The 3,208-nt window shown below is 70.8% G+C and carries 5 protein-coding genes; all 5 read left to right on the top strand.

Annotated features, from left to right (window positions below; translation table 11 throughout):
• Positions 1-307, top strand: a 307-nt coding sequence (locus tag AB1578_23010; GenBank protein ID MEW6490769.1) for a head decoration protein, incomplete at its 5' end; no start/stop codon positions are given.
• Between the two features lie 13 nt (positions 308-320).
• Positions 321-1,319, top strand: a complete 999-nt coding sequence (locus tag AB1578_23005; GenBank protein ID MEW6490768.1) for a major capsid protein — start codon at positions 321-323, stop codon at positions 1,317-1,319.
• Between the two features lie 3 nt (positions 1,320-1,322).
• On the top strand, positions 1,323-1,751 hold the full coding sequence (locus tag AB1578_23000) for a DUF1320 domain-containing protein (protein ID MEW6490767.1): 429 nt from the start codon (positions 1,323-1,325) through the stop codon (positions 1,749-1,751).
• A gap of 37 nt (positions 1,752-1,788) precedes the next feature.
• The gene (locus AB1578_22995) at positions 1,789-2,226 is read left to right on the top strand and encodes a hypothetical protein (protein ID MEW6490766.1); all 438 of its coding nucleotides are present in this window, start codon (positions 1,789-1,791) and stop codon (positions 2,224-2,226) included.
• Positions 2,227-2,273: 47 nt separating this feature from the next.
• A complete protein-coding gene (locus tag AB1578_22990) occupies positions 2,274-3,038 on the top strand; it encodes a hypothetical protein (protein ID MEW6490765.1) in 765 nt (254 codons plus the stop codon).
• The last annotated feature ends 170 nt before the right edge of the window (positions 3,039-3,208 follow it).

The following is a 3,208-nucleotide window of genomic DNA, read 5'->3' as shown; positions in this document are numbered from 1 at the left end:
GGTGGGGGTGGCCTACGCCGGGGACCACCTCAACATGACCCTGGCCGACGGCTCCGCCGACTTCATCGTGGGCGACACCTTCACCATTACGGTGGCTGCAGGCTCGGGCAAGCTCAAGGCCTACGACGCCGACAACCTCGACGGCAGCCAGGAGCCCGTGTTCGTCCTTCTGGAGGACGCCGACGCCTCCGAGGCCGACGCCGACGCGGTGGTGGGAGGAGCCGGCGTCTACGTCGCCGCCAACATGACCGGGCTCGATGCGGCCGCCCGGGCCGCCCTCGAGGCCCGCGCCATCTACTTCGTGTAAAGGAGAGCCCGCCATGCTCGACAGCGCCTTCAAGGCCCGAAACCTCACCGCCGCCATCAACACCATGAGGCCGGTCAAGACGCCGGTCCTGGACGCCGTGTTCGCCCGCAAGAGCCGCCAGGACGGCGACCTCTTCGGCTGGGACGTGAAGTTCAGCGCTCGGCGGCTGCTGCCCAACATCCGCGTCGAGGCCCCCGCCACGGTGCGCGACAAGGTGGGCGCCAAGTTCGTCACCTGTTCCGCCCCGCGCTTCGCGGAGAAGCGGTTCATCTCCGCGGCCAGCCTCAACAGCGCCCGCGCCTTCGGCTCGGAGTTCGAGAAGGCCACCATCGAGCAGAAGGTGGCCGAGAACCAGTTCGACATGCGCGGCGACGTGGACCGCACCCGGGAGTTCATGGCGGTCAAGGCCCTCCAGGGCCAGGTGGTCGACGAGGCCGGCACGGTGCTCGTGGACTACGGCTTCGCCGCCGGCCAGAAGCCGGTGCTCGAAGGTGAAGCCGTGTGGACTCACGCCAACTCCGATCCCATCGGCAACATCCGCGCCTGGAAGAAGCTGATCGCCGACAGCATGGACGGGGTGGACGGCTTCCTCGCCTTCTGCGGGGGCAGCGCCATGACGGCGCTGCTCAAGAACGCCTCGGTCCGAGCGCTGCTGGGCTACCAGAAGGGCGCGGCGATCGCCGAGGCCGGGCAGGTGACCCGGCTCGCCGGCCTCGGCGACATCCAGGAGTACTTCGGCACGTACAAGAACTCGGCCGGCGCCACCCAGCAGCTCTTCCCCGAAGACGTCTTCTGCCTGGTGGGCCTGTCGGCCGACCACGGCGCCGAGCTCTACGCCCCCATTGTCGACCTGAAGGCCGCGGGGGGGGTGGGCAACGCGCTGCCGGCCGAGGTGTTCTTCTCGAAGAGCTGGGAGGAGGAGGAGCCCTCGGGCCGCTGGGTGAAGGCCGAGGCGCGGCCTCTGCCGATCCTGTACCGGCCCGACTGCGTGGTCTGGGCAGACGTCCTCTAGCCCATGGGCCGCTACGTCACCCCCGAGCTGCTCCTGCGGGGCCTCTCCGAGGAGCACCAGGCGCAGCTCACCGACGATGCGGGCACGGGAGAGGCCGACGCGGCGGTGCTCGAGGAGGCGATCGCCGACGCCGAGGCCGAGGCCGACGCGTACGTGCAGGCGGTGTACCCCCTGCCCCTGCCTTCGGTGCCGCGCCTGCTGACCCGCATCGTGATCGACCTGGCGGTGTGGCATCTCTTCGGTCGGCGCCAACTGCACGACGACGCGGTGGAGGCCCGGCACAAGGCAGCGGTGAAGCTCTTGGAGAGGATCGCCGCCGGGGAGATCGCCCTGGGGATCGCCGCGCCCCCGGCGAAGGCCACCGGAAGCGCGGCCACGAACAAGACGGACGCGGACCGGCTGTTCGGGCGCGACGTGCTGGACCGGTACTAAGGCGGGGGCCAGGGACCAGAGGTCAGGGGCTGGAAAGATGCAGAACTACCTCAGCGCCGAAGCCCTGATCGTCGCCCGCCTGCAATCCAAGGTCGCCGGCGTCAAGGCGGTGCTCTCGGCGGCAGACCTGGACGGGGTGGCGGAGTCGGCGCAGGTGACCCCGGCGGTGCACGTGGTGTTCGGGGGGTACCGGCCCACGCAGGAGCGCGACGAGGGGCGGGTGCAGGAGAGCGAGCAGGTGTGGATCGCGGTGGTGGCGGTGCGCAACCTGCGCACCCCCAAGACCGGCGAGCACGCCCGCGAGACGGCCGGCGAGCTGTGCGCCGACGTGCTGGCCGCCCTGCAGGGCTGGCGGCCGAGCGCGGAGCACCAGCCGCTGAAGCTGGCCCCCGGCCCGCGGCCGGGGTTCAGCAAGGGGTACGGCTACTTCCCCCTGGCCTTCACGACCCGGGTGGTGACGCGAGGGCAACCGTAGTCTGACCTGTCGGACGGGTCGGACGTGTCAGACGACAGGAGACGACCATGGACTATTCCTACATCGGCGCGGGCAAGGTCTACATCAAGGACAACAGCACCCCGGCGGGCCTGCTGGAGGTGGGCAACGTCTCGAAGCTCGAGTTCAGCGTGGAGGAAGACGCGATCGAGCTCCGGGACTACACCTCGCCCGGCGGCGGCGTGTTGAACGAGGTGCGCCGGGTCAAGGGCGTGACGGCCACGATGACGCTGCACGAGCTCAAGGCGGAGAACGTGGCGCTGATGCTCTACGGCTCCACCACCGGGGTGAACGCGGGCACGGTGGCCGACGAGGTGGTGACGGGCTACCCGGGCCGGCTCACCCGGCTGGCGCACGCGGGCCCGGTGGACGTGGTGGTGAAGAACGACTTCGAGGGGGCCGCGGGCGGCACCACCTTCGTGGCGGGCACCGACTACGAGGTGCGCCCCGGCGGCATCTTCGTGCTGGCCGGCGGCGACATCACCCCGGGGCAGACCCTGCACGTGGCCTACGGCTACGGGGTGGAGGACGTGATCGAGGCCCTCACGGCCGCCGCCAAGGAGTACGGGCTCTTCTTCGAGGGCTTGAACGAGGCCCAGAGCGGCCGGCCCTTTCTGGTGGACGTGCACCGCATCCGCTTCGGCGCGACCAAGGCGTTCTCGCTCATCGGCGACGCCTTCGCGGGGTTCGAGGTGGCGGGCAAGGTGCTCAAGGACACCACGAAGACCGGGGCCGGGGTGAGCCAGTTCTTCAAGGCCACCAGTCAGCAGGTGGCGGCGGTGCCGGCGGGCTGAGCACAGGTGACGCGCAGCGGGGAACCTTCGGGGCGGGCGGCAGCGCCCGCCCCGTTTTGGTGGGGCTACCGGAGGGAGAGGAGCCGCAGCGCACCTCCGGCGAGCAGGAGGCCCACGGGGGCCAGCACGGCCACCAGGGTGACGAGCCCCAGGCCGAGCCGGACCGCCGC

Source organism: Thermodesulfobacteriota bacterium (assembly GCA_040756475.1).
Lineage (GTDB): Bacteria > Desulfobacterota > Deferrisomatia > Deferrisomatales > JACRMM01 > JBFLZB01.
This window is presented reverse-complemented; position numbering and strand designations above follow the sequence as displayed.

Coding starts and splice junctions, on each gene's coding strand:
- AB1578_23005 (MEW6490768.1), top strand. CDS start 321: ATGCTCGACAGCGCCTTCAAGGCCCGAAACCTCACCGCCGCCATCAAC.
- AB1578_23000 (MEW6490767.1), top strand. CDS start 1,323: ATGGGCCGCTACGTCACCCCCGAGCTGCTCCTGCGGGGCCTCTCCGAG.
- AB1578_22995 (MEW6490766.1), top strand. CDS start 1,789: ATGCAGAACTACCTCAGCGCCGAAGCCCTGATCGTCGCCCGCCTGCAA.
- AB1578_22990 (MEW6490765.1), top strand. CDS start 2,274: ATGGACTATTCCTACATCGGCGCGGGCAAGGTCTACATCAAGGACAAC.